Source organism: Corynebacterium ulcerans (assembly GCF_000767685.1).
GTDB classification, from domain to species: Bacteria; Actinomycetota; Actinomycetes; order Mycobacteriales; family Mycobacteriaceae; genus Corynebacterium; species Corynebacterium ulcerans.
This window is the reverse complement of the sequence record NZ_CP009622.1, coordinates 209,125-235,365: the sequence shown is the minus strand read 5'-3', so window position 1 is coordinate 235,365 and position 26,241 is coordinate 209,125. Positions and strand designations below refer to the sequence as shown.

The following is a 26,241-nucleotide window of genomic DNA, read 5'->3' as shown; positions in this document are numbered from 1 at the left end:
TCAAGACCATACGATTGCGAATAACTATCATACAGTCTATTTTTCACGCCGCAGTAAAGAGGCGGCTCATGTAAGTGGTCAAAACAAAGTTTTTTAAAAACCACCTATATTTTTACACCCTCCCGGCGCGACATAAAGAGAAAATTACTGTCGTCCGCATTACTTTCAGCATGCTGTTCTTCTCATGCTCCACTTTTATCCCACTCCAATGTCCCTGCGGTTAAAGGCACTACACCCGATAACACAGAGAAGAGCAGATACAACCAGAAGCCCTAGCACTCCCCACCCGTGAGCATCGGATTCCATCACATGCGGTATGTGATGGAAGGGGCTAAAAGCCATTGTCCAGTCGGGGGCTTTAAATGTGGGACCAAAGATGGTGATGGAGAATGACTCAAGCACTCCAACCCATGCGGCAATCGCAAACCTCGGGCGCGCGCCCACCACCACTGCAGCTATTCCTATGATCGGCCATGTTGCTACCGAGGTCACTGCAGCCTGGATAAACACATCCAAGAAACTAAGCCCAATATCAGCACGGCTGCTCAGCCACGCCACCAGGACACCAGCGGTGAGAAGACACATGGTGCTTGTTGCAGCTGCAGCGGCCAGTGTTACCGCACAATACCGGAGTCGGCTAATTCCACCAGTGAGAATCGGCTCAATCCTTTGACTATTCTCTTCCGAGACTATTCGCAGCACCACTTGAACTCCTGGTATAGCCGCAATGATCCCCAACATGCTGAGCATGGTCACCGCAAAGTTATTGACCAATTGCGCTGGATCCACAGCGCCGCCCGCCATCATGGCTGCCATCGCGGGACTTGAAGCCAGTAGGTCTTTGACAGACCCGATGAAGTATCCAAAGATCACGCCTAAAGCCACAAAGGCGATGACCCAGGTAAACGCGGGTGCTTTATTGAGTCGCCAGATGAGGCCTTCTACTCCTCTCAGCGAACCATGCGCGGGGCCAGGTTGCGACGGGATGATGCCCTGCCCAAAGTCGCGGCCAGATGACAAGCCAAAGGCCACAGCCGTCACGATGAGGGTAAACACCAATGCGTATAAGAGCGGCCACCAGTGGTTGTCCGTGGCAGGGCGGGTTTCATCCAACCAACCGAGCGGATTTACCCAGTTAGTCCACGCGGGTGCTTCCAGTGATAATAGGAATCCTCGAAGGATAAAAAGCACGGATAATGTGCTCACTGCTAGGGTGTTAGCGGCTCGGGCGGTAGAGCCAAGTTGTGCGGCGACTGCGGCTACAGCGCTCATCATCCACCCGGTAGCAGTAAACGTTGCTGCCAGTAGCAACGTCGCCTCTGCTTCCGCCCCGCAGAGGAGTGTGCATAGTGCCGTCACCACTCCGACCAGTGTTGACCCTATGATCCCCAGCAACACGGCCACAGCCAATCGAGAGCCGCGTCCCATAGCCCCGGAGGCAAGTAACTCTGCTTGTCCAGAATCCTCTTGGCCTCTGGTTGCTTTGGTCACCGCAAAGATGGCAGCAATACCGGTAAGAAAGCCGCCTAAAGCAAAAGCCCGCCAGGTATTGAACCCCTCGTTGGTATAGAGGTTTCTCGCGGGACCAAAGATGAGCCCTAAGGCCGGGTTTCCGCCAATGGTGGCATCTAATACAGCCCGGTCTTCTCGATGCGGAAACATCCACGCATAGGCAAGAATTGAAGAGGTAGACAACATGGTCACTATCGCGATCCACGGAATAAACCTTTTCAGCTCGTGGCGCAGCGTGGCTTTGAGCAGCACACCTGTGCCAACCAGGGGGCGTGTTGTCCCGATCATTGTCCCTCACCTGGCTCTGATTCTTCCCCGTACAGGTCTTTGAACAAGCTTTCCAGGGACGGTGGCTCCACAGTCAACTTATCGATGCCCAGCGGAAGTATGCGTTCCAGTATCGTTCCGACCTGCTTTTGTGGGACGCTAACAGTGAGAGTGTTCCCGTTAACGTGTGCCTGTTCAGGGCAGTCTTTGGCATCAGGCACACGGTGCAACACCGCAGTAATAGTGGTTGCCGCAGTTTGTTGTAGCTCTTCTAGCGTGGCGGTTCGAACGATGCGACCTGCTTTAATAATGCTCATTCTGTCCGCTAGTGCCTCTACTTCCGCGAGGATGTGGCTGCTGAGAAACACCGTCGCTCCTCGCTCTTTAGCTTCACGTACAACGTCCTGAAATACGCTTTCCATAAGAGGGTCAAGACCGCTGGTGGGCTCGTCTAAGATCAACAGTTCCGCGTCAGAAGCTAAGGCAGCAACAAGCGCCACCTTTTGGCGGTTACCTTTGGAGTATTGTCTTCCCTTCTTCGTCGGGTCGAGCTCAAAGCACTCTATGAGCTCCGCCCTGCGCTGCGTGTTCAGTCCGCCCCGGAGAGAACCTAAAAGGTCAATAGCCTCCCCACCACTCATTCCAGGCAATAGGGAAACGTCGCCTGGCACATATGCGAGCCTGCGGTGTAGTGCAACAACATCTTTCCACGGATCACCACCCAGCAGTTCTACCTCGCCTGCATCGGCCTTGAGCAGCCCCAACAGCACGCGAATGGCTGTAGATTTTCCTGCCCCGTTAGGACCCAAAAAGCCGTGCACTTCCCCACGGGCAACGCTCAGGTCTAGTTGATCGAGTGCTTTAAAAGATCCGAAGCTCTTGTCTAGATTCCGGACACGGATAACATCTTCGCTGGTTTTCTGTACAGAAATACCCTTGTGCGCTGCCATTTTCTTCTCCCCTACTGTGGAGCTGACCTTGGATATTTTTACGGTAGCACCGCGATTCAACACTGGGGGCTTTAATTCATCTTCCGCTACCCCTGCTCGCAGCACATGCGCAGTGGGGGCACTATCTTCCGCGAGTGCTACGTCGTCTAGCAACAACCCGTATAGGCTAGAAGTCGATGTACAGCACTCTTCTTGCTATGGGGTTCGCCCTGGCCTCGGCGCTCACTATCGCCTGGGGCACAGTGGTGCGCCATCGTATTGCAGAAGAAGCACCCGCCGAGGGCTCCCCATTCTTGCAAGCTATTCGACGCCCCGCCTGGTGGTTAGGTAGCTTCACCGCATTGTCGGGCTATGGCCTGCAAATTATCGCCCTGGGTTTTGGCACGTTATTAGTGGTGCAACCAATCCTCGTATTATCCCTGATGTTTACGCTTCCGCTTTCCGCGCGTTACGACGGCCGCCGCATGGCAATCGACGAAATAACGTGGGCGGGGCTGCTCACGGTGGCCGTCGCTGTGCTCGTGCTTTTGGGAAATCCTTCCGCAGGCGACCCGCAGCCCCCGCTGGGACGCTGGCTTCCCGCACTGGCCATAGGTTTTCTCGTCCTCTTTGTCTTAGAACGATTCGCTCAAAAACAGATCAGGAACGAAAAAGCCCTGCTCTTAGGCATAGTGACCGGCGGAATTTATGGCTACGTAGCCGTTCTTTCTAAGGCCACCGTAGATGTGCTCACCCACGGAGGCTTCTTTGCTCTTGCCACCACATGGCAGGGCTATTCCCTTGCGGCCGGGGCAATTCTAGGTACGGTCGTACAGCAATATGCTTTTAACGCCGGAGCTTTAAAAAACTCGCTACCAGCCATGACGGTTACAGAACCCATCGTTGCTTTTGCTTTGGGATATGCCGTCCTGGGCGAGCAGTTCCAAGTATCGGGAGCTAACTGGTTGTGGATGGCTCTGGCTTTGATCGCCATGATTGTGTCCACTTTTGCGCTATCACGACGTGGCGTGGGCAGTTCATAGCTAGCAGAAGAAAATACCTGCTAGATCGCCCACTGGAACACCGCGATCATATATGCGGAAAACCATGCGCCCACGAGCAACCAGCACATCGCGGCTGCGGGTAACGCGTAACGCCCCCTGGGGAGCTGGAAAATAACGGGAAGTAAAAGCACCACTGCCGGGAGTAGAAGTCGGGGACGTGAGTGCATGATGCCGTCGGAAAGCACAACGTTAGCCGTAATCGCTGCGCCAAACAGCCAATACGCCAGCGGAAGCCGTCGAAAAGATACGATGACCGCGCCTAGTGCTCCCACAATGGACACGATGGACAGCAGATAGCCCACGTTGTTGCCTTCGCGCAGCTGAGTGCTCACCCAGATCGCAGTAGCGCGACCAAAGTCAAAGGTAGAGTGCCAGCCTTTGGTCTGCATCCCAAAGTAACCGCCAATGTCACGCGTGTAATGCGATGCGTACATCAGGTAGCTCACCAACGGGACAGTAGATACCGCGACGGCAACCCACGCTCGCCAATTGCGGGCAGCATAGATTGCAACTACCACGGCAAAAGTCGCCACAAGATCAATTGCGGTTAACCGGAAAAAGCCCGCACAAAAAGTACATATTCCCGCCAGTAACCAGCGCCTATCCACCATGGCGACCAAAGCCCACACGGCACAGGCCAAAAAGATTGCCTCGGTATAGACCATTGTGAATGTGGTGCTCATAGGTGCACCTAGCACCAGCATCGCGGCAGCCAATCGCAACCGTTTGTCGGCCCCCATCCGTGCGGCCATCGCCATCACGCCGGCGGTCATCGCGACCCCTGCGACATACGAGATCAAAAGTGCACTGGTGAGATAATTCAGCCGGGTCACTGTGTGCACAGCGGCTATCAGTCCTGGATATCCCGGGAAAAATGCGAGCCGCGTCTGATATATCTCGGGATCTGGTGCACCCCCGGCCTCACTAAAATACCCGTATTGAGCAATGGCTAAATAAATCCGGCCGTCCCACTTGGACGGCAAAGCCTCAAGGCTGGCGTCGCCACGCATCCACAGCAAAAAGGCGAGCCGCACCAAAGCCGTTGCCACGAAGAGAATCGCGGCAGCCAGCCAATCCTGCCAAACCACCATGCGGCGCGGCCTGACACTAGGAAAATCCAACCACGTGACAAAAGACCGATATCGCTGCCTCAGCACCCCATCTCCCGAGGTTGTGCGGACTGTGTCCCTGCGCATAAATGTCCGTCTTTCGTCTCGTATGCCTACTTATGGCGGATGCACACCGCATTGTATCTGCATTTGCTTCTCGACGACACCACAAACAAGGCGCTACCCAACAACGTGGATAGCGCCTTATTTAATGCTGGTTATCTAGTAGCCAAGAACTAGTCTTGACGACGCAACCTCACAAGGAATACACCAGCAATAACCAGCAGCAATGCCGCCAATAGCGTGTACAGAACGCTCGCACCAGTAGCAGCCAACTGCCGCTTCATAGGAGCCTTTGGTGCAGCAGATTCCGGAGCCTGAGGTGCAGCTGTAGCTGGGGTCGTGGTGGACCCTGGCGTCTTAGGGGCAGTGGGAGCAGGAGTTCCAGGGGAGCTACTTCCCTGCGAAGAACCCCATACCAAAGCGCCAATAACAGGAATCAGAGCGAAAGGAATCAGATACTTCCAGTTAAAGGATGGTCCTTCTGGATCTTCATCATCCGGGAAATCAGGGTTCTCTGGATCTTCGACTTTAATAAAGCCAAAGTCGAGGGAGTTATCTTCTGCATCCGGCTTGGTCAGGTCCGCGGTAGTCTCGGCTTGATCCGTGGAGGAATCTGTATCTGTTGTTCCCTCACCCGTTTTGGTTGGCTCATAGCCTTCAGGAACCTCTACAACCTTCACCGTGTACTTCTGGCCTTCTTCCAATACTGGAAGATCGCTGAAGGTGTACTTGCCGTCTGCACGCGTGGTGACCTTCTCGACTAGCTTGCCGTTGACGTCTGTCACTGGCTTGCCGTCTGGGCCAACGAGCTCCAAAACTACATCTGAGAGTCCCTCTTCACCCTCATCCTGGATACCGTTACCGTTAGCATCAACCCAGACAAAATCACCGACGGAGACAGAACCCGGAACGTCAGGCTCAGGCTCAACAAAACCAAAGTCAAGAGAGTCGTCCTTGGCGCCGTCTTGAGACAGATCCTTGTACGTCTTGGCCGAATCCTTAGAGGAGTCATTATCCTGCGTGCCTTGGCCGATCTTAGTCGGCTCGTAACCAGCGGGAACTTTAACTACCTTCACTGTGTAGTGCTTGCCATCCTCCAGCGTTGGGAGGTTGTCAAAGGAATACTTGCCATCGGCACCGGTGGTCACGTTCTTTACTTCTTCACCGTTGATGTCCTTGACTGGGTTCCCCTCAGAATCAACGATCTGAAGCTCTACACCGGCCAGGCCTTTTTCATCAGCATCCTGAATACCGTCGCGGTTGGAATCAATCCACACGAAGTCACCGACAGAGACAGAACCTACGGGCTCATCAACGCCCTTGACCGGGACACAATCCCAGTTGTTCTTCTCTTTTTCTGCGTCTGTGTCAGCCTCATTGGTTTCATCTCCAAGGTAGACCTTGTTAACGATTCCCTTGGTTGTACCTGTGCCGCTTTGATCCGAGCACTCACCAATAGCATCTGCCTCGGTCTTGGTTAGTGCGCCGGTGGCCTTATTATCGGCAGCACGCTTGTAGGTGACCTTTACCAGGTACTCTTGGCTTCCGTCACCTGCTTTGACATCTTTTTCTGCAGAGATCAGATAATCCTTGCCATCTTTCTGAACTGGAGTTTCGTTGACAGTAAGAGATTCGATTTCAAAACCGGGAACGCTCAGAGGCTCGTCAAGCACCTGAGGAGCTTTTCCTGGAATACCAGGAGTCTCATTCTTGACCGTGATCTTGTGCTCAACAACGAGCTTTCCGTCCGCAAGTTCACGTGCTGTTGTGCCGACCTGTTTGCCAGCATCGGTGCCGTCGAGAACCTTGGATACAGAGAAACGAGCCTTTGCGATCAAACCAGCGTCAATATCCGTGCGATCCTGCTGCAGATCCACAACGTCCGTCGTAGACGTTAAACCTCCAGGAGTGACGTCGGAATCGGTGCCATCGTTTTGATCAGGAGCTGCACCCTTTGAGGTGAAATCAGAGAAGCTTGAGATTCCTTCCGGAAGCTTATCTGCTGGCACCTTCGAGGCATCGAACTGCACCTTGTACTTGCCCTTAGGCAGCTTTTCAAAGAGGTATTTGCCAGAAGCATCCGTGGTGAGCACATAAGGCTCGCTCGTGCCTGGCTTGTTCACGGGTTGACCATTCTCATCGAGCAAAGAAACCTGCACACCGCTGACACCAGGCTCAGTTGCTGCGTCTCCTTGCTTGCCATCAGCATCGCGGTCGAACCATACGTAATCTCCGAGAGAGACTAGGTCTTCTTGGTTGAACACAAACTGTGCAGTCGCAGAAGCATCCTCTGGAGGGCGAACGAGTCCAACGTAGACGCCGGAAGCTTCGACGTAGGTGTAATCGGGTTCAAGATGGAGCCCTGGTCCCGTGACAGATGGATCGGTTGCAGGAACAATTCCTGATGGGTTCTTCACGCTCTCAGCTGTGACTTTAGAGCCGCAGGGATTCGTGTAGCGATAGTCCACACGAACTGAAACCTTAGGGTCTAGCCATTCCGTCGAGGTAAAAGGCGGAACATTTTTCGTGATATACAACTCGCCGATGGGGTAGCCCATTGATTCACGCTCGCCGATATTCACCGGGTTAACTTTTCCGATTGATCTATTACCAACGAAAACTTCGCCAGAAGTGAGTGATGGACGATAAAGTCTCATATTTTGGTACATGCTCGGGAGCGAAGCATAATCTTTGACAGATTCAGGATCTGAAGAGATTAAGACATTCTCAACCCAATAACCAATATCTTCTTTTAAGAGTTTGGTTTCATACTTAGCATCCCAAGTACATGTCCCTCTGCCATCGTTAGAAACAAAAGTGGCTTTAGACAGTTCATCCTTTAACGCAACATCAGCAAGCCTGCCAGATGTTACGGTGAGAGAACCAGCAAAGGGCGCGCCGTCTGTACTGTTCACTTTTGCAGGGATCGCAATTGTAAGCTCAGCAGGTGGTGTCCAAGCTGGAGCTTTAGAATCCGAGGTAGCCCACAGTGAATGCGCAGCGTTATTTACCTTAAAAAGGCCGTTGTTATGATCTTCTGCCGCTTGGGTGTTTTCCCACTGCCAAGCTTCATATTCCGCACCCAACACAACGGTCCACTCATTGTCACTTGTTTTGGTAACCACGGCGCCAGATGGAATACCGAACTTTCCAGCAGCTGGGTCCTCAGTGAAAGGCACCTTCGGGTCCTGCGTGATCACCATGCGAACCCACCGCTGGGCAGTCACATTGTTTGGATCCTGCGGGAAACCGGTCTTTACAGTGTATTTGTAGGTAACTGAATCTCCTACAGATACAGATTGGCTACCACCGACGATTTCAGGATTTAGTTTCTCTAAAGTCTCTGTCCCAATCTCGTTACGGCCAATCTTATCGGAATACGCACTAGCAGCTTCGGCAGAAGCGGTAGGCACAAGAAAACCACTAAAGCTCACGCTTGTTGCTGTAACAACTGCAGCAACAGTGCGTCCAAAACGTTTAGTGGCAGGCTGGTTAAAAGGGCTTACTTCATTCAAGTAAGAGTCCATCCTCGCTTAACTGGACTAAGCTGCACCCGCAACTGACGCTTAGCAGGGAATCTTCGACTCTTCACCTAAATGGCTTTAAGTCCATCAAGCTCAAGACATAAGTGAGGGGTGGGGCGAGCTTAGTATTTTTCACTAGTCAAAAGAGTCCAGCTCGCAGATATTCTTGCTCACTGTGAGGGCCTGTCCTCTTTGATTAACTCAGCCTATCTACCTCGAAAAATATAAAAAAATAAAATGCTCTTTACCTAAGAGGGGAAGATATTTTCTCATATAGAAAAGAACAAAGTCCAATAATCTCAAAAGGCCTTTAATTTTCCCTGCATTTAAGATCGAAAAAATAAACATAACCAGTGGAAATATTAATTCTCACAAATGTCAGTAAATTATTAGCTTATGTATTTATGTGCAAAAATTGCATTCGGCTAACCCTGTATAACCCCATTTTTGCAGTGGCGCCTTATTACATAAAGTGCGACAGAATCACCACTCACCCATCATCAAACCAGCATTTCACTTCCTAGAACGCCTCTAGTGATTCATAGCAAGCAAAAGGCACCACTCCTTAACATCAGGAGTGGTGCCTTTATTAAAAACTAGCTTCCCAGCAGTCGGGATTAATCGTTACGACGTACCCGCACGAGGAACACACCAGCAACAACCAACAGCAGCGCTGCTAGTAGGGTGTAGAGAACGCTCGCACCAGTAGCCGCTAGTTGCTTCTTCGCGGGCGCTGCAGACGTAGCCACAGGAGCCGGCGCCGCCGTAGTGGTAGCAGCAGCTGGTGCCGGAGCACCTGGAGCAGCGTATGCCGGATTCGTCGGAGCCGCAGCAGAGCTACTTCCCTGCGAGGATCCCCATACCAAAGCACCAACCACAGGAATCAAAGCAAGCGGAATCAGATACTTCCAGTTGAAAGACGAATCATCCGGATTTGCTGGAACAAGCTCATCATCGCCGTCGCCAGGAACAACATCTTCTTCAACAGAGACCGTCTGCGCAGCATCGTCGATATCTTCATGGCTAGCAACAACAGTGGTCTTGTCATCTGCCTTATAAAGCTTCTCAAATGCCACAAGAGTCTTGCCAGCCTGATTAGCATCGACATCGAAAGTTACATCCACCGTACCGTTAGCACCTGAAGCGGTGAACTCAGTTTCTGCTTTAATTCCGGTAGATTTACCGGTCTCTTTGTCCATAAGTTCGCCTTCAACAAGGTACTTCTCGCCCTCCGTAAGGCCAGTGTAGGTAACCTTGTCCACAACTTTTCCACCAGTTGCAGAAATCAGCTTGTCATCATCAGACTGATCGGTTGCAGATGTCTTCAGCGTTGGCTTAACCTCTTCCGGCTTCGGCTCTTGTGGCTCTTGCGGCGTTTGAGGTTCAGGCTTTGGAACTACGGGCTCACTTGGCTGTTCAGTTTCAGTCTTGGGCGCTTCAGGTTCCTTAGGCTTCTCGGACTCAGTCTTCGGAGCCTCAGGCTCTTTAGGCGTGGTCTTGGTTGGCTCTTCAGGATCGACAGAATCGCCAGTCTCCGGACTTACGAACTTAATGCTCAAAAGATTCTGGTAATTAGCAGACTGACCTTCCAGGCTGTAAGGGCTGTAAATCTTCAGCGTTACCAGCTTTGGATCGACCTCTTTAAGGTCAACAGACGCTACCTCCAGTCCAGAAAGGATCCTTGCAGCTTGTTCGATCTTGTTCGCGCTCGTACCAGCACCTGTGAGGTATTTGCTGCCAGGATCACTATCCGTCCAGTACCACACGGCAAGCTGAGTAGCGTATCGGAATTCTGCATCCGTAAGTCCAAGTGATTCTTTCAGACCTGCTGCATTATGGCTATGGCCATTATAAATAGCCCGAAGTACGCCAGCATCAGCTTCTGATCCACGCCACCTGGTGGCAAAGTTTTGAAGAGAAACGCCGTAGTTACTCTTGTAACGAAGGCTAATTCCCTTATTGAATACGTCACTCGTATTGGACGTCAAAGAATCCTTAAGAACAGGATATGGCTTTGTTATGTTGAAGCAATAAGCCAGCTCTTCAGTTTCACTACCTTCCGCCTTGACTACCAGCGGTGGAACGGAAGAATAATTTTGGTAACCGTTATTACCAAAGGGCTCTTGTACGGCCGCGGTCTCATCAAGATAACCGAGGTAAGCTGGGCCAGCTTCCTGAGCTTGAACACTGGTGTTAACACTGAATGCAACAGCAATACCAGTAATCAAAGCAACTACTTTTTTAAAGGGCTTACTTCTCATTTTTTCCTAGTACCAGGCCCCTATAGCGGCAAACGCTGCGTTCACCACTAGAGGACCTCAAAGTTTATGGGGAGGGAAAATCAAAAAGCCCTGTTCGTGGATTTCTCATAACCTCGTGTTGCCAGCTTTTTAATGAACAGCAGCGTAAGCCTTGTATGAAAGATATCTAAAATAGAAAAATACCTATAACATCTATAATGATATTTCTCTCAGGTTTCCCAAATCCCACTCTCCGGGATTGCGTACACGTCCCCTAATTTCCCACACAAAAGCCGCTGTTCGACCTGCTATCCTCCCCCAACCTCACCCCCCGACTCCACACATTAGAAAGACAAAACAAACACCGATTTAACCCCCGTCCGAAAAATGACCACTTATCCAAGACTGTGCAAAGATTGCACCAAGCCTCCCACCAAACCACCCCCGACGCGCTCTACGCATACGTATGCATATCAAATCTACTATTCAATAAGACCTGCAAGTAGCTACTTTGTTACCGCAAAGCAATATTTCTTTTTGCACCCCCGAACATAGCTAAATCCCCGCTAAAAATAGCGAGGACTAGCTAATATTCACAGTTACATACCTAAAACCCTGTGCAAGTCTTCGGCGATCGCTGCGAGTCGATCTTGTGCCCCTTGGCGGTCCACACCGCCCTCCCCCACCGGCCGAACCACCTCTAAATAGCATTTAAGCTTCGGTTCAGTTCCAGAAGGACGGCAGATCACCCGATCATTATCTTCCGTCAGGAACATCATTCCGTCCGTGGCACCAAAACCTAGTGTTCCCTCCGCCAGGTCAATCACTTCAGTAATCTTCGAACCGGCAAGCTCCGTCGGCGGCGTCGTACGCAAAGTCTTCATTCCCTCAGCAATGATGGACAGATCCTCCACGCGGAATGTCAACGGTGCTGTCATATAGAGACCGTGCGCTTTGGCGAGGTCGTCGAGAGCGCAATCAAGCGTCCGTCCAGCTGCTTTAAGCTTTGCGACGAGACTTGCCACAACCACCGACGCAGAAATTCCATCTTTGTCTGCTACCGCCTCCGGATCGCAGCAATATCCAATGGCTTCCTCATAACCAAAAGCAAGGTTGGGAGTACGGGCAATCCACTTAAACCCGGTAAGCGTCTGCGCATGGTCCAACCCATGTGCTTTAGCCACCTGCGACAGGAGTCGACCAGAGACTACCGAGTTAGCATAGGATCCCTTAGCCGTAGCTCCGAGGTATTCACCCAAAAGCGCACCTGTTTCATCGCCAGTCAGTTGACGCCATCCGCCCTCAGCGTCAGCGTCTTTAGTAGCTACAGCACATCGATCAGCATCGGGGTCATAGGCAATAATGACGTCGGCGTCAATGGCATGTGCATGGGCTTTTGCCAGATCCAGCGCCCCTTTTTCTTCAGGGTTGGGGAAAGATACAGTGGGAAAATCCGCATCAGGTTCTGCTTGTTCCGGAACAAGGGAAACCTCAAATCCCGCTTTTTCCAAAATCTCTTTACCCAGCGCAGCGCCTACGCCATGCATAGCTGTCAACGCGATACGCACATTAGCGCGTGATTCCTTACTAACGTCTGCACCAACAAGCCCTGCAGTCCGCTCGATATAGTGCTCGCGAGTATCAACCTCAAGAATATTGTCACGATTGCGCGCAATTTGATCTGCGAACGGAGCCGCTGCGATAGCTTCAGCAATTTCTGCATCGGCGGGTGCGATCAGCTGCACGCCTTCAGCGTCGCCAGTGGCTATTCTGCCACCCAGATACACTTTGTACCCATTATCAGCCGGCGGGTTATGGGATGCTGTAACCATAATTCCTGCATCCGCCCCCAGCTTTTTCACCGTGTACGCGGTGAGAGGAGTCGGGTTTTGTTTAGGCAGAACTAACGCTTCGCCGCCGGCTGCGGAAACAACCTCTGCTGCAGCATCATAAAATTCTGACGACCCATGCCGAGCATCACAGCCAATCACCACGCGGGGTACTGAGTCCTGGCCCAGGTTCTCCAGCAGCCACGCCATGAGGCCAGCCGTGGTGCGTAGAATCGTTGCTTCATTGAGTTGCGACTCACCCGGCCCCACTTGTGCACGCAAACCTGCGGTCCCAAAGTGAAGAGGACCAGCGAAAGCACGCGCGAGTGAAAGCTCATCATGCGCATCAATCCATGCCTCAATCTGCTCACGGCTTTCTTGATTAGGATCGTGTTCAGCCCAAACGCGCGCACGTTCGATCAATGCGTTTGTCATTTTCACTGCACCAACCTTCCGCTACTCTTCGAAACCGTCCAGAACAGCTGCAGAAGCGGACAACCCCAACCGGGTTGCCCCTGCAGCAATCATGGCCTTTGCGGTCTCTGCATCACGGATGCCACCTGATGCTTTGATGCCGAGGCGACCGCCAACGGTGCGGTTCATGATCTCCACAGCATGCACGCTGGCACCACCTGCTGGATGGAATCCGGTGGAAGTCTTAACAAAGTCTGCGCCAGCTTTCTCTGAAACTTCGCAGGCACGAGCGATCTGCTCGTCGTCAAGCGCTGCGGTCTCAAGGATCACTTTGAGCACGTTTGGAGCTGGCACTGCTGCGCGCACTGCGGCGATTTCCGCTTGAAGATCCTCAAAGCGTCCCTCTTTGACCAAAGCCAGATTAATCACCATATCTACTTCTTCAGCGCCATCGTGAACTGCACGAGATGCCTCATTGGCTTTAATTTCGGGCTTAACTGCACCCGAGGGGAACCCCACCACGGTAGCAATGTGTACGCCTTCTGGAACCTCTACTGGCAGCAACGAAGGTGAGATGCAAATAGAATACGTGCCGAGTTGTGCAGCCTCTTTGACCAATTCCTTCACGTCCGCTTCAGTAGCCTCCGGCTTGAGCAGAGTGTGGTCGATCATTGCGGCGACCTGAGAACGGGTGAGTTGAGACGACATGGAAAATCTCCTTAGTATTTGAAGAAAAGTAAAAATAATGCTGAAGGCTGGTTAGCTGCTATGCCACGTACACACCACGTGCGCGCTCAGTGCTAGACATGCGTCGGTCTGCGATGACGTAGATAACTGCACCAACCAAAGCAATCCCGGCCAGCACCCAGAGGATCGTCGAGTAGCCAAAGCTCAGGTCCATGAGCTTTGCGGTATAGGCAATACCAAGCGGAATTGTGATGTTGATGGTCAGGTTATAAAAACCGATAGCGATGCCCGACTTTGCAGCGGTGATATTTATCAGTGCGGTATTCACCAATGGTGCGTACATAAGGGCAAAACCAGAGGCAAAAAGGATAATTGCACATATCAGTACTGCGATATGGAGGTTCAAACCAAGCGCCGCGATGACCAATGACAGGAAGATCATAGTGAGAGCTGCGTAAATAGTCTGCCGAGAGCTCAAAACCTTACCGATCGCGCCGGAGAAGACGCCCACTAAAATCGCGCAGATATAACCCGGGACCATGAGTAATGCAGCTTTATCCTGCGAAAGCCCGTGAACGTCAGACGCGGCGAATGGAAGTAAGAAGATAAACCCTAGCTGCGTGGAATAAATCACGAATACCAAGACAATCGCCCACACATACCGACCATTAGTAAAGAACTCCGGCGATACAAGTGCTTTCTTGTTCTTCTTTACATGAACCACAAAACCGACAATTCCGAGCACCGTAGGAATCAGCCACAACGGATTGAACTTTTGCATGTACATGGTCAAAGATGCTGCAAACACAGACACCAGGAAGAGTCCTAGAGCATCAAATGTTCCCTCAACAGCCTCGTACTCCGGGACCATCTTCTGGATGAAAGGAGCCACAAGAATCAAGATCAGCGGGACCAGGAACATAGCGGTCCATGAAACATATGTGGAGATGAAACCTGAGGTCAAGGCTCCGATCAGCAGTCCACCTTGGAAAGCGGCAGTGGAAAAGCCTAGGTAAGTTTTCTGGTCATCTTCAGAAAGGTGCTTGGTCACATAGATCACGTACAGCGTTTCCGCAGCAGCAAGACCAGCTGTTTGGACAATACGACCAAACAGAACCATCGGCCATGAACCGGAAAACACAAAGCCCATGATCGAGCCAACCGCAATCAACCCAATGCCTACGAGCATCAATTTGCGGATAGAGATCGTATCGGCAAGCGCTGCATACACCACAGCACCGATACCGATAATCACACCGGCCAGAGAAGCCTGAAGGCTCGCGGTGTTGGGGTCAATACCCAAACCTGCGGCCATCGGGCCAGTCATTGTTTTAAATCCATTGTCCACAATTAAGCAAAAGACAAAGGAAAACAAGAGTACAGGCACTGCAGCTTTAGGATTAACTATGCTCGCGTGGTTTGTGCCGTTACGTGCATCGACGTTTGTATGAGACATGGCAACCCTTTACTAGATTCCCGCGAGCGGAAGGGCGATTTCCATCATCGAGGTAAACGCTTTTTCGCGTTCCTCAGACGTGGTGCTTTCTCCCTTAGGGATATTGTCCGACACAGTGAACAAACCGAGCGCATGAGCACCGGCGTACGCGGCAATGGAATACAATGCTGCGGACTCCATCTCCACACCCATAACGCCCATGCGTGCCCAGCGAGCATTTGCGGTCTCATCGGCGTTGTAGAAGATGTCTGAAGACAAGATATTGCCCACGTGTACCTTCTGACCAGCCTTGTCTGCCTCGTCTACCACAGCTTTCAGCAGTTTCCAGGATGCAGTAGGCGCATATGTTCCGGGCAAGTTGTATTGCTCTAGGAAGTTGGAATCCGTGGAGGCTGACGACGCCACGATGATGTCATAAAGGTTGATGTCTTCCTGCAAAGAGCCAATCGACCCCACTCGGATAACGTTGCGCGCACCAAAGATGTTGATGAGCTCCCACGAGTAGATGCCAATGGAGGGCATTCCCATTCCCGAGCCCATCACAGACACCGGGGTGCCTTTATACGTTCCGGTGTATCCAAGCATGTTGCGTACCTCGTTGAATTGAACAACGTCATCGAGGTACGTCTCTGCAATGAATTTCGCGCGGCGTGGATCACCAGGAAGCAGAACCGTATCTGCGATATCAACACCGCGTGGATTGATATGGGGCGTGGACTTTTCAGCCATTTCAGTTACTCCTCACGATAGAAGCGTTAAGAGACCGTGCCCCTACTCATGCTCCGAGGCATCGGTGCACAGCACGTGGTGTGCTACAACCACAGGGTAAGTCCGCGACGGAACATATGTCAATACCTCATTTTACTTTCGTTCCACCTTTCTGGGGTCTCCCCATTCCTCCCGCCCCCTCTCCTCACCTGGAAAAACCAAAAAACCGAGGGTCCAGTATCCCTCGGTAATAGTTATTCGCTGAGCTACTCTCCCAGCACAGCCTGGGCGGCGCCAAAATCCGTCACCAGATGCGTGGTGGTCCCCATCTCAAGAGCAACGCGAATCGCCTTTGCTTTATCCACCCCACCAGCGATAAGCACACGCGTTGGTCGCGAGCTTAAGTCTTCAATGGAAATACCCACGGTACGTGCATCAATCGCAGGATCAGCGATCTCACCCGTAGCAGTGTAGAACCGCGAACAAATATCTCCGACTGCATGCGTAAGCAGCCGATCAATCTCTTCTTCTGAGAGGTACCCCAGGTTGAGCAGCAGGCTTTCCCGCTGGACAGACCCCACAGTGAACACCACGACGTCGGCATGCGCACCAGCGCTGAGCATGCAGGAAATGTGGCGATCACGTACAACCAAGTCTTTAGCTTCACGACTATCCAGAATCACCGGCAAAGGAAGGAGCTTCATCTCTGCGTTAAAAGCACGTGCGAAACGCGTTAATGTGCTCAGGTCATTCGTGCTGCGTTCACTCAACGAGTGCCCTCCCTTGAGCTGCACCACACTCACATCGTGACGGGGAAGCGAACGCAAATGCTCCGACACATTGTTAAGGGTGTTCCCCCAAGAGATGCCTACCGACATCCCATCACATACCAAGTCCTCCAATAAAGAGGCACCCGCGTTGCCCAACTCACGCAACAGCTCTTCCTTGTCGGGGCTGACAGGGCGCACCACGCGGACGTCGTCAAGCAAAAAGCGCTCTTTGAGACGTTGTGCAATCTCATCGCCCTGCTCACGTGGATCATTGAGCGTAATGGTGACAAAGCCCTTTTCCCGCGCATAGCTAAGCAGCTTAGAAACCGTAGGGCGCGAAATACCCAAACGCTGTGCCACCTCTGCTTGCCCAAGTCCGGACGCGTAATACAGCTTCGCCGCGTCTATGGCTTGTGCATCTCGTGCGTCAATCATGATGCCCCTTACTTCACCCCCAAAAGTCTAATTTCACTGGAAACATTTCACATCATATGTATGCTATGCCACATGTCAGGCATGAACCTACTTCTTCTATGCCGCGGCGGGTCACAGGCCTAGAAAACACGGCCGGCACCCCGTCGCGGAGATTTGGTGTAGCCGGCCGTGGGACAGCACCCAGATTACCGTCCTTCTCCCAATGATTACATTCAAGGATATTCATCATGGCCTCCTCTGACGCTTTCATCTCCGCACCGGCAGACATTCACACCCCTTCCGGCAACTTTGCCGCTGGACAAGCAGCGTGGAACAAACAGCGCTCATCCGATCTCCCAATCCACCGCTATCGCCCTTTTGCTGCCGAAGTGGAAAAGATCGACCTGCCAGATAGAACATGGCCCAGCACCATCATCGATTCTGCCCCGCAGTGGTGCGCCGTGGATCTGCGCGATGGCAACCAAGCGCTTATCGATCCCATGAGCCCCGAACGCAAGCGCCGCATGTTTAACCTGCTGGTCACCATGGGTTACAAAGAGATTGAAGTGGGATTTCCCTCTGCCTCACAAACCGACTTTGATTTTGTCCGTGAGATCATCGAGAAAAATATGATCCCCGATGACGTCACCATCCAAGTCCTGGTTCAAGCGCGAGAGCACCTCATTCGCCGCACCTTTGAGGCCTGCGAGGGAGCCAAAAACGTTATCGTTCACTTCTACAATTCCACGTCTATTCTGCAGCGCGACGTTGTGTTCAGAAAAGATAAAAAGGCAATAAAAAAGCTGGCCACAGACGCGGCAGAACTGATTAAGACTATTGCTGCCGATTACCCAGACACCAACTGGCGATGGGAATACTCCCCCGAGTCCTTCACCGGCACCGAGCTCGCTTACGCAAAAGAAGTGATCGATGCAGTAGTCGAGGTCATGAACCCCAGCCCGGCACATCCCATCATCATCAATCTGCCTTCCACCGTGGAAATGACCACGCCCAACGTCTACGCAGACTCCGTGGAATGGATGCACCGAAACCTGAATCGTCGCGATTCCATCATTCTGTCTCTGCACCCACATAATGACCGTGGCACCGGTGTTGCCGCCGCCGAACTCGGATACATGGCAGGCGCCGACCGCATCGAAGGCTGCCTCTTTGGCAATGGCGAACGCACCGGAAATGTCTGTCTGGTCACCCTGGGGCTGAACATGCTCACCCAAGGAGTAGACCCACAGATCGATTTCTCCGATATTGAGCAGATCCGCCGAACCGTCGAATACTGCAACCAGCTGCGGGTCCCTGAACGCCACCCATACGGCGGCGACCTGGTGTTTACGGCTTTCTCCGGTTCCCACCAAGATGCCGTCAACAAAGGCCTGGACGCCATGGCGTCGCGCGTGCGCCCCGGCGCGACTCACACCGATGTCTCGTGGGAAGACCTCCGCGAAGAGGTCTGGGAAGTCCCCTATCTGCCCATCGACCCCAAGGATGTGGGCCGCAACTACGAGGCAGTCATCCGCGTCAACTCGCAGTCCGGCAAGGGCGGCGTCGCGTACATCATGAAGACCGACCACGGCATTGCGCTCCCCCGCCCCATGCAGGTCGAATTCTCCTCTATCGTCCAGCTGGTCACCGATGCCGAGGGCGGCGAAGTAGAGTCCAAGAACATGTGGGACATCTTTGCCCAAGAATATTTGGATCGCACCGCACCAATCGAACAGATCGCTATGCGTGTCGACGCCGCCCAGAATGAAACAGACGAAGCCCACATTGCTGCAACACTAGAATTCCAAGGCAAGGAAACCACCATCGAAGGCCACGGCAACGGCCCCATCGCTGCCTACGCCAATGCCCTCGAATCCCTGGGCATCGACGTGGAAGTGCAGGAATATGAGCAGCACGCCCGTACTGCAGGCGACGACGCAGAATCTGCAGCCTACATTCTGGCCGACGTTAATGGACAGCGTTACTGGGGCGTAGGTATCGCAGGATCAATTACTTACGCTTCCCTCAAAGCCATTACCTCAGCGGTCAATCGCGCCCTGAGCTAGACATCCCCTACGTGTACCCCACCAAAGCACAGTTTTGGTGGGGTTTCCTGCGCCCGCGCTGCATGCGACCCCGCTACAGTTGAGACTCATGAACGAGACAATCCGCACGCAAATCAACCACCGCACGATCCGCGAGTTCACATCTGAGCCAGTCACGGAAGAAATACTTGACCAGATCTTCCAAGTAGCATTGCATACCCCCACTTCCCTTGGCATGCAGACCGCGAGCATTATCCGCGTCACCGACCCCAAGCTCCGCGAACAGCTGACCGAAATCGGCACTCAAGAATATGTGGGTCGAGCCCCCATCTACCTTCTTTTTATCGTCGATTTACATCGAACCAAACGCATCCTTGCCCATAACGACGCCCCGACCGAACCCGCCGGATACCCGCGCAATTTCGTCCAAGGCTTTACCGACGCCTGCCTCATGGCCCAAAACGTATGCATCGCGGCAGAGTCCCTCGGTCTGGGTGTTAATTTCCTCGGCAACGTTCACAACGACGCTGCCGCCGTAATTGACGTGCTCGCACTTCCGGAACTCACCTTCCCCGTTGTTGGCATGACTTTGGGCTGGCCAAATCAGTCGCCCCAGCTCAAACCACGCATGCCCAAGAGCCTCCGAATCATGGAAAATGGCTATCACGAACCAGAGGATTGGTCAGAGTCTATGACTTCTTATGACTCCACCATGACCACCTATTACGACCTCCGCAATGCTAACCAGCGAGTGGACAGCTTCACCATCCAAACTCTTCAAAAGAATCCACCGATCAAAGACAACCGCGACCTCACCTTCGAGATTGCTCGTTCCCAAGGCTTTGATCTTTAGAGCGCAAAAGGCGCTGCCCGTGTTCGGGCAGCGCCTTAAGATTCCAGGCCTATACACCCGGTTTTCTTATATTTAACGGTGGTGGAAGAAGCGGTCAATGATTGGCTTGAGGAAGCCACCAATTCCGATGATCGCTGCGATAGCCGAAATCACACCAAAGACTGTGGCCAGTATAGAAGCAGTGTTGAGCTTGCCTTCGGTCTCGCCAAGCTTGTCCAAGTTCTTCTTGTTCAAATCTTCCAGACGCTTATTGTCGTTCTTCAAACCCAAGATATCGCGCTGAGCTTCAGCGTATTTCTTCTCCAGCTCTTCAATCTTTGATTGCGCATTAGCAAGCTGATTCTTCAACGCATGATTCTTCTCTGCGAGTTCTTTGCTTTCCTCTAGAGACTTCTTCAATGCGTCTAGTGCTTTTTTGTAATCCTCGCGCAGAGCATCGTTTTCTTCACCTAGTGCCTCGTTATCATCTTGCAGGTCCTCGATCTGATCAAGCAGGCCTTCAATCGTTCTGTCTTGCTCTTCAATAATCTCGTTTTGCTTATCAATAATGTCAAGACTTTCTTGGAGGTACTCTTGCAGTTCTTGGTTTTCTGCCTGAGCATCTTCAAGACGCTTATTGGACGTATTAAGTTCGTTCTTTAGCACATTCAGCTTGCCTGTTAAGGCATGAATTTTCTGTCGCTGCTGGTGGTTCTCGTGCGCTAGCCCTTTAATCACATCAAGTTTCTGGATAATCAGCCGAATCAAGAAGGCGTTCTCAGCTTGGGTATTTTCTAGGATGCGCGCAAGCTCAGAGAACCTCCTTGCTTGTTCTTCCAGGCGCTTTTCTTGCTCACGTGAAACATTGTCCCCGTTGAGAAGTATTCCCGCCAATTCATTTATCAATGCTGTTTCGCACTGAGATATCCTCATTTCAGGGGCACTGTTTTTATTTCCCGAACATGATGTAAGAACACTTGGGCTCCCATCCGCATTACGGGTTATCACAATGTCATCAATCCGAGTCTCCTGAGCACCAGCCACCGGCGCAGTCAGTATCGATCCTGCGATCGCGCAACTTACCACTGTTGAGACAAGCTTCTTCATACTTTCAGATCCTCCACGATCTTTGACGTGCCAGATCCCCATGTGAATAACATTCAGGGGCAGGTTTCCTTAAGACTACTTAATAGTAATGTCAAAGTAATGTATGGCATGAACTTATTTCAAGTTAAGGTTTCCTATGCAGTAAAACCGTACCCCCGCCTTAAATCTCCCCACGGCAGCCCCGGATGTCCAAAAATGAAATCTTTCCCATTCGACAATTCACCGCACAGCACCCTTCACCAACCGCACTGAGCTCACACTTTTATCAAAATGGCCACCTTTTCACCCCGCCCCTTGTGTGTGTATACAAACTTTTCAGCTAACCACACAAAAATCCACCAGGCCACCGATAACTAATATTGTTATAATAATGTTACCTATGTAAATGCGTCCCTCCTCCCCCTTTCTTTTCCACTAACCCCGCAAATCCGCGTCACGCTTACCCGTCAAATACGCCGACTACACTGTTCCTATGACCAATAAGCAAGTAGACGCCCCCAACGCAGAGCGAGCTGCAGAGATCGAGCATGCTCCTTACGTAGCGTTATCGATACAAACAAGCGGTATCCACCCGTCTACTTCTCGCCTCATTACTGTCGATGCAGTCACTTTCACCGAAGACGGGGAGGAAGTCGACCATTTTCATGCCGTCGTCAACCCTGGTGATAACCCCGGCCCTTTCCATCTCCACGGACTCAGCCGAGAAGAAATCACGCAAGGAAAAAAATTTAGTCACATACTAAAACCGCTGGGCAAGCTTATCGACGACCGCACCCTCATCCTCCACAACACGCCTTATACATGGGGTTTCCTCGTGTCCGAGTCTCGTCGAGCCATGAGTAACGCCGCACGGGCAAACCGTGCTCGCCACAGGCATCGCAACCACCGTCGACAACGAGTAGGACATATTCCGCGCCCGCGTTTGATCGTCGATACGCTGGCAACGGCACGTCGACAAGGCGTTGCTTTTGAAGACATCCGTATCCGCGCTGTCGCTCATGCGCTAGGCCTTGATTCCCCTTCTCCGGTTGCTTCGCTTGAGCGCGCTGCGCGTCCTGAGCAGCATGTATCCCGTGAGGAGACTCTGCTCATCGCACGCATGCACTTTGTAGAAAAAGCGTGTGGAGTCATTTCTTCTTATACTCCCGATCAGCTGCGGGCAGACAAGTTTGGGTTGCAGCGCTCAGACATTCGAGTAGATGCCATGGAGGTTCCTCGCGAGTACGAAAATCCAGGCGTCTACTCCCCTTCCAATGGTTTTGTACAAGGTATGGAGGTAGTGATCGCTCCAGAAATCACGGAAGATCCAGACACCATCATCGAGGCAGTCCTGCGTACCGGGTTGGCTTATAACGAAAAACTCACGCGCAAGTCCAGCGTTGTGGTGTGCAATAAAAAAGAAGACCTTGTTGGAAAAGCCATGCATGGGCACCGAAAAGGAATTCCATTGATAACAGATGAGGAATTCCTCCGGGCTGTCGTAGACGTCAAACCAGGAAAGGCGCGCGAAGACGACTAAACTCTGGTCCCATGAGTTTGAATCTGCGCACCCGCCTTGCCATCGGCGCTGCACGCTTGGCCACAACCGCTTCGCGTGCCACCGGTCGTGGGTCGGGCGGAATGATTGGCGGCCTTATAGCCGAGAAAATCGACCCGAACATCATGGCGTCGCTAGGCGACGACCGTCCCGTTGCCCTTGTCACTGGCACCAACGGTAAATCTACAACCACTCGTATGCTCGCATCCGCGGTACGTGCACAACATACTGTGGCAACTAACGAGGGCGGCGACAATATGGACGCCGGCATCATCTCCGCACTCATGGCAGGTCAGGGGGCTAGCCATGTGATCCTTGAGGTAGACGAACTCCACGTTCCAGCCGTAGCAGATCGCCTCAAGCCATCATGCTTAATCCTCCTCAACCTCACCCGCGATCAACTGGACAGGGTGGGAGAAATCAACAAGATTGAGCGTGCGCTACGTGAGTGTGTGATGAAGCACCCCGAGATGACTGTGATCGCCAATTGCGACGACGTGCTTGTTAGCTCCATCGCCTATGATGCCAAAAACGTTGTATGGGTATCCGCAGGCGCTGGCTGGCAAGGAGATTCCGTTTCCTGCCCACGCACCGGCGGACACGTGGTTCACGACGGCACCGATTGGTACGCAGTCAAACCGCTGCCCAACGGTGAACAATTCCGCCGTCCGACCCCGCAGTGGAGCATCACCGCTGAAGGTATAACCTCCCCGGCGCGCACAGACGCCCCTGCCACGCAGGTATCCCCTCTGGATCTGGCACTTCCCGGCAACGCCAATCGCGGCAACGCCACCCAAGCGGTAGCTGCGGCCGTAGAGTGTTTCCATGTTCCGCTTCCCCAGGCGATTCGCGCGGTAGAAGCTGTCGACGATGTGGCGGGGCGCTACTCCACCATCACTCTTGGGCAACACCAGATTCATCTGCTTTTGGCTAAAAACCCAGCAGGCTGGCAAGAAGCGCTATCCATGGTCGACCGCACCGCAGAAGGCCTCGTGATTGCGGTTAATGGCCAGGTCGCCGATGGTGAAGATCTCTCTTGGCTCTGGGACGTTAAGTTTGAGGAACTCGATGAGCTATCCGTAAAGGCCTCTGGCGAACGCGGCACTGATCTGTCCGTGCGACTGACGTATGCCTCGGTAGAGCATGAACTCATCAAGAATCCTTTGCATGCCATCAAGGCCTGCCCAGCCGGTCGCGTTGAGGTCCTTGCCAATTACACTGCATTCCGCGATTTGAAAAAGGCCATTGCGGCCGCGAAGGAGTCCTAATGACTGATCTTTCTATTGGACTCATCCTTCCCGATGTCCTGAGCACATACGGCGACGACGGCAACGCTTTGGTGTTGCGGCAACGCGCCCGCATGCGCGGTTTCACCGCAGAAATTCATACGGTGAAACTGGGCCAAGCAGTACCGGAATCCTTGGATATTTATTGCCTCGGCGGCGGTGAAGACACAGCCCAGATCCTTGCCGCTGAGCATCTCATCGCAGATGGCGGCCTTACTCGCGCAGCAAACGCCGGGCGCCCAGTCTTAGGTATTTGCGCCGGGCTTCAAGTACTCGGTCGTTCTTTCCGAGCAAGCGGCAGGATGGTTGATGGTGTAGGACTTATCGACGCCACCACCTCTTCCCTAGCCAAACGCACTATCGGAGAGCTCCAAACCAGCCCCACCCGCAACGGCATTACTGCCGAGCTGACAGAGCCCCTCACCGGATTTGAAAACCACATGGGCGCCACAATCCTCGGCCCTGATGCGCAGCCGTTGGGAAAGGTCACACGCGGTGTGGGCAACACAGATGAACATGGTATCTCTCAGGCGTCGGCAAACTCTGAGCAGATAACCGCAGAAGGCGCGGTACAAGGAAACGTTATCTGTACATACATGCACGGGCCCGCGCTTGCCCGTAACCCCCAACTAGCTGATCTCCTGCTAGCCAAGGCCATGGGTATAGCCCTCAGCGAGCTTGCCCCTCTAGAGCTGCCTGTGGTTGATCAGCTACGCAAGGAGCGCTTAGCGTAGTTCTTCATCACTGTGCCCCTCGCCCCTGAGCTGGAATGTTTAGCTTCCAGGCTCAGGGGCGTAGTAGTTTTCTGCCCCGTGACAAGGAAATTGTTGTTTTTGAGAACGCTAGAGCCCCGGCGCCCTGCAAAACCACTGGCCGCGATTTCTAGTGTTCTCAAAAACAACAATCAGCGCTAACTAAAACGAGTGCTTCGCCCCTTCACACAGGCCGCACCTGCCATGTGTTACATATATCTCACGCTGCTTGAGGGCCATGCTTGTTTCCCTCAGAGTGGTCGCCACTGGCGATAATCTCCCTGCACACAACGCTTGGATTCTCTGCGCTAAAAAAGAATCAGTGTCAAGAAGCTAACATTACCGCCTTTATTGCACACGCACGAGCCACCAGACTCCCTGTAATCGGTGGGATGACGTAGTTACACTGGCGTCCACTCATCCCGAGTTCGTAAGTATCTAACCAATCAGGAGGACTTCTCTTTTATGAGTAACACCAATGATGTGAATGAAGATGCACGCATGTACGAGGATATGGAAACCGCGCTGCTGGAAGGCAAAGCAAGCAGCTTCAAAATACATAATGTAAACGGTGCGATGGAGGAAGCCCTCTAGCCCCCAAAAGTTCTCAGAGAAAAGGTGGTCACCGACAATCCAGCCGGTGGCCACCTTTTACAGTCCTACACAGTGCTCTTCTCTTCCATGAGCTGGTTAATCTCTTCGCCCAGCGCTGTCACTTTGGTAACGGCAGTAAGAAAAGAAACTCTCCCTGCATTATCGCCATCCCAAGGGTTGCTTTCTAAGACATTGACTAAAGCAGCCTTGTGCTGCTGCACAGCCTCACGCAGTGCGGCTTTCTCCTCTGCGTAACCTAAATCCGATAGGTATTTATCAAATTTCCACGCATTGTTTTCCTCGCGCTGCCGGGTCTCCTGGTAGATCATCGGTAGAAGGACTTCAGCTTTTTGTGTCTGTTTAGCCTCTTCCGGCGTGGGGAATGAAAATTCATAATCTTGCTGCCAAGGGATCGCTAGAGAAGTCATATCGACATCTTGGTTACGGATTATAGAAACACTCGCGCCTGTGTTTTCCCAGGACAGCGACCCTAGTGTTTGCCCTACGTATCCTTTCCCGGGAACCCAGTTAGGCCCTCCAGAGTCACCGCTTATCGTGCCGAGTTGGCCAGTCACCGTAAGATACGAATCCGTATTCAGCACTTCCGAGCATGAAGTCTTCTTTGAGGCGGCACCGTAGTAGCACACTGTGTCACCCTTTTGCGGCTGGTATATCTGATTCCCAGAAAATATATTCTTTCCAGCAAAATTCTTATCGGCAAGCTGCACGTACGCAAGATCATTCGCTCGGAAATTATGATGCCCGCGTGGCCATTGCCCTTCTGTCAGCTCTTTGTCGTATCGCTGCTTAAGCGTCCCTATTTCCCGTTTATGCTTGTCATATACCTTGGCCCCGTCTGCCCCACAATGTCCAGCTAGCCATACCCGACCGTTTTCAACGTCCACGTATCCAGCCGTGCAATAGGAATGTCCGTATCGAGGATTTTCCGGATGAATCTGATCGCCTTGGTTTACTTTTATTTCCCCTGGCACATTCGCAGTGTCAAAATACCCGTCGGAGGGAAGCGCATTCCCGCTGGGGGCTCCTACAGCAACAAGAACACCCATCGTTACAATTGTGCACAATCTTCTTAAAATCACCG

The 26,241-nt window shown here is 52.5% G+C and carries 19 protein-coding genes; 7 read left to right on the top strand and 12 right to left on the bottom strand.

Translation table 11 applies throughout. From position 1 onward, the window contains the following. Nucleotides 1-195: 195 nt before the first annotated feature. Together CULFRC11_RS01080 and CULFRC11_RS01075 are read right to left on the bottom strand one after the other, a co-directional pair. On the bottom strand, nucleotides 196-1,800 hold the full coding sequence (locus tag CULFRC11_RS01080) for an ABC transporter permease (RefSeq protein ID WP_023634953.1): 1,605 nt from the start codon (nucleotides 1,798-1,800) through the stop codon (nucleotides 196-198). Continuing rightward, entirely contained in the window at nucleotides 1,797-2,729 is a 933-nt protein-coding gene (locus tag CULFRC11_RS01075) for an ABC transporter ATP-binding protein (RefSeq protein ID WP_031269895.1), read from the bottom strand. Before CULFRC11_RS01075 ends, CULFRC11_RS01080 begins: the two co-directional genes overlap by 4 nt. Before the next feature lie 176 nt (nucleotides 2,730-2,905). Here CULFRC11_RS01075 and CULFRC11_RS01070 point away from each other — a divergent pair, with 176 nt between their 5' ends. Continuing rightward, entirely contained in the window at nucleotides 2,906-3,751 is an 846-nt protein-coding gene (locus CULFRC11_RS01070; RefSeq protein ID WP_023634951.1) for a DMT family transporter, read from the top strand. 20 nt (nucleotides 3,752-3,771) lie between these two features. Here CULFRC11_RS01070 and CULFRC11_RS01065 read toward each other — a convergent pair whose 3' ends face one another. From CULFRC11_RS01065 to CULFRC11_RS01030, 8 genes are all read right to left on the bottom strand, one after another. Beyond that, a complete protein-coding gene (locus tag CULFRC11_RS01065) occupies nucleotides 3,772-4,863 on the bottom strand; it encodes a hypothetical protein (protein ID WP_031269894.1) in 1,092 nt (363 codons plus the stop codon). Between the two features lie 254 nt (nucleotides 4,864-5,117). Further along, nucleotides 5,118-8,459, bottom strand: a complete 3,342-nt coding sequence (locus CULFRC11_RS01060) for an SdrD B-like domain-containing protein (protein ID WP_031269892.1) — start codon at nucleotides 8,457-8,459, stop codon at nucleotides 5,118-5,120. Between the two features lie 626 nt (nucleotides 8,460-9,085). Beyond that, nucleotides 9,086-10,729, bottom strand: coding sequence for a VaFE repeat-containing surface-anchored protein (locus CULFRC11_RS01055; RefSeq protein WP_023634948.1), 1,644 nt, complete (start codon nucleotides 10,727-10,729; stop codon nucleotides 9,086-9,088). 578 nt (nucleotides 10,730-11,307) lie between these two features. Further along, nucleotides 11,308-12,972: a phospho-sugar mutase gene (locus CULFRC11_RS01050; protein WP_023634947.1), complete on the bottom strand. Its 1,665-nt coding sequence runs from the start codon at nucleotides 12,970-12,972 to the stop codon at nucleotides 11,308-11,310. 21 nt (nucleotides 12,973-12,993) lie between these two features. Then, nucleotides 12,994-13,659, bottom strand: coding sequence for a deoxyribose-phosphate aldolase (gene deoC, locus CULFRC11_RS01045; protein WP_023634946.1), 666 nt, complete (start codon nucleotides 13,657-13,659; stop codon nucleotides 12,994-12,996). Between the two features lie 58 nt (nucleotides 13,660-13,717). After that, nucleotides 13,718-15,094: an MFS transporter gene (locus tag CULFRC11_RS01040; protein ID WP_023634945.1), complete on the bottom strand. Its 1,377-nt coding sequence runs from the start codon at nucleotides 15,092-15,094 to the stop codon at nucleotides 13,718-13,720. Between the two features lie 12 nt (nucleotides 15,095-15,106). After that, nucleotides 15,107-15,823: a purine-nucleoside phosphorylase gene (gene deoD / locus CULFRC11_RS01035; protein ID WP_013910614.1), complete on the bottom strand. Its 717-nt coding sequence runs from the start codon at nucleotides 15,821-15,823 to the stop codon at nucleotides 15,107-15,109. A gap of 245 nt (nucleotides 15,824-16,068) precedes the next feature. Next, nucleotides 16,069-17,007, bottom strand: a complete 939-nt coding sequence (locus CULFRC11_RS01030; protein ID WP_013910613.1) for a sugar-binding transcriptional regulator — start codon at nucleotides 17,005-17,007, stop codon at nucleotides 16,069-16,071. Between the two features lie 227 nt (nucleotides 17,008-17,234). On the opposite strand from CULFRC11_RS01030, the gene leuA reads away from it, so the two are divergent. Next, on the top strand, nucleotides 17,235-19,052 hold the full coding sequence (gene leuA / locus CULFRC11_RS01025) for a 2-isopropylmalate synthase (protein ID WP_023634944.1): 1,818 nt from the start codon (nucleotides 17,235-17,237) through the stop codon (nucleotides 19,050-19,052). An 88-nt stretch (nucleotides 19,053-19,140) separates the two neighbouring features. Further along, entirely contained in the window at nucleotides 19,141-19,884 is a 744-nt protein-coding gene (locus CULFRC11_RS01020; protein WP_031269891.1) for an NADPH-dependent oxidoreductase, read from the top strand. 72 nt (nucleotides 19,885-19,956) lie between these two features. On the opposite strand, the gene CULFRC11_RS01015 is transcribed toward CULFRC11_RS01020, so the two are convergent. Beyond that, a complete protein-coding gene (locus tag CULFRC11_RS01015) occupies nucleotides 19,957-20,970 on the bottom strand; it encodes a coiled-coil domain-containing protein (protein WP_031269890.1) in 1,014 nt (337 codons plus the stop codon). Nucleotides 20,971-21,442: 472 nt separating this feature from the next. Here CULFRC11_RS01015 and CULFRC11_RS01010 point away from each other — a divergent pair, with 472 nt between their 5' ends. The 4 genes from CULFRC11_RS01010 (at nucleotide 21,443) to CULFRC11_RS11410 (ending at nucleotide 25,139) form a co-directional block, all read left to right on the top strand. After that, the gene (locus tag CULFRC11_RS01010; RefSeq protein ID WP_023634941.1) at nucleotides 21,443-22,489 is read left to right on the top strand and encodes an exonuclease domain-containing protein; all 1,047 of its coding nucleotides are present in this window, start codon (nucleotides 21,443-21,445) and stop codon (nucleotides 22,487-22,489) included. Nucleotides 22,490-22,500: 11 nt separating this feature from the next. Continuing rightward, nucleotides 22,501-23,775, top strand: coding sequence for a Mur ligase family protein (locus CULFRC11_RS01005; RefSeq protein ID WP_023634940.1), 1,275 nt, complete (start codon nucleotides 22,501-22,503; stop codon nucleotides 23,773-23,775). Continuing rightward, nucleotides 23,775-24,527 (top strand): type 1 glutamine amidotransferase, encoded by a 753-nt coding sequence (locus CULFRC11_RS01000; RefSeq protein WP_013910607.1) that lies wholly within the window; start codon nucleotides 23,775-23,777, stop codon nucleotides 24,525-24,527. The genes CULFRC11_RS01005 and CULFRC11_RS01000 overlap by 1 nt, the downstream gene beginning before the upstream one ends. 483 nt (nucleotides 24,528-25,010) lie before the next feature. Continuing rightward, nucleotides 25,011-25,139, top strand: coding sequence for a hypothetical protein (locus tag CULFRC11_RS11410; protein WP_013910606.1), 129 nt, complete (start codon nucleotides 25,011-25,013; stop codon nucleotides 25,137-25,139). Nucleotides 25,140-25,204: 65 nt separating this feature from the next. Here the strand turns inward: CULFRC11_RS11410 and CULFRC11_RS00990 are convergent, their stop codons facing one another. Then, nucleotides 25,205-26,206, bottom strand: a complete 1,002-nt coding sequence (locus CULFRC11_RS00990; protein ID WP_023634939.1) for a chymotrypsin family serine protease — start codon at nucleotides 26,204-26,206, stop codon at nucleotides 25,205-25,207. Nucleotides 26,207-26,241 lie beyond the last annotated feature (35 nt).